The organism is Maribacter sp. 2-571, from assembly GCF_050589625.1.
Lineage (GTDB): Bacteria > Bacteroidota > Bacteroidia > Flavobacteriales > Flavobacteriaceae > Pelagihabitans.
The window spans coordinates 1-841 of sequence record NZ_JBNGOP010000078.1; the positions used below are offsets into that span (position 1 = coordinate 1).

The 841-nt window shown below is 60.3% G+C and carries 1 protein-coding gene; it reads right to left on the bottom strand.

Annotated elements, in window-relative coordinates; all coding sequences use genetic code 11:
* Positions 1-838: condensation domain-containing protein (locus tag ACRD7P_RS20945; RefSeq protein ID WP_430909754.1), on the bottom strand; the 838-nt coding region annotated here is incomplete at its 3' end.
* Between the last annotated feature and the right edge of the window lie 3 nt (positions 839-841).

Below are 841 nucleotides of genomic sequence, written 5' to 3' on the forward strand. Positions count from 1 at the left end.
CCAAAAGCTGTCTCTCCTCCGGGAAGGTCAGCATCGACAGGTCCGTGATACGAGATGCGGGATCGGCCACGATACTGCGCAAAAGCTCCCTGTAATGGGAGAGCATGCGCGCGATCGTATCGGCATTGAAAAGGTCCGTGCAATACTCGAGCTCCAATGAAATACCGGAGGCGTCCTCGAAAGCGGATAGGGACAGATCGAACTTGGAGGTCGTATCCTCGTCCTCGTAAGGGGAGGCCTCCAATACGGTATCCGCCGTAGCGCCCCCATCTTCTTCAGGGGTGTTCTGTAGGGCGAAAAGTACCTGGAACAGGGGCGGCATGCTCATATCGCGGGTCTTCACCACGCGGTCCACCACCTTCTCGAAGGGCGCCGACTGGTGGTCGTACGCACCAAGGGTCGTACCCTTCACCTGTTGCAACAGCTCCCGGAAACCGGGGTCCCCGCCAAGGTCGCTGCGCAGCACAAGGGTGTTCACGAAGAAACCGATCATACCCTCGAGCTCCTCCTGGGTCCGGTTCGCAATGGGCGTACCGATGCTCACGTCCTCCTGTCCGCTGTAACGGTACATCAACACCTTGAAGGCCGAGAGCAACGTCATAAAGAGCGTCGTGCCCTCCTCACGGCCCAAGGAGACCAGCGCGTCGCGCAGATCACCGTCCAGCTCCAACTGGATGCTCGCACCTTCCGTGCTCTGGACCGAGGGACGGACATGATCGGTGGGAAGGCCAAGGTTCGCGGCCCCCGATAATCGCTCCTCCCAATAGGACAGCTGCCCTTCAAGGACGTCCCCCTCCAGGTGCGTGCGCTGCCAGATCGCATAGTCCGCGTACTGCAACGG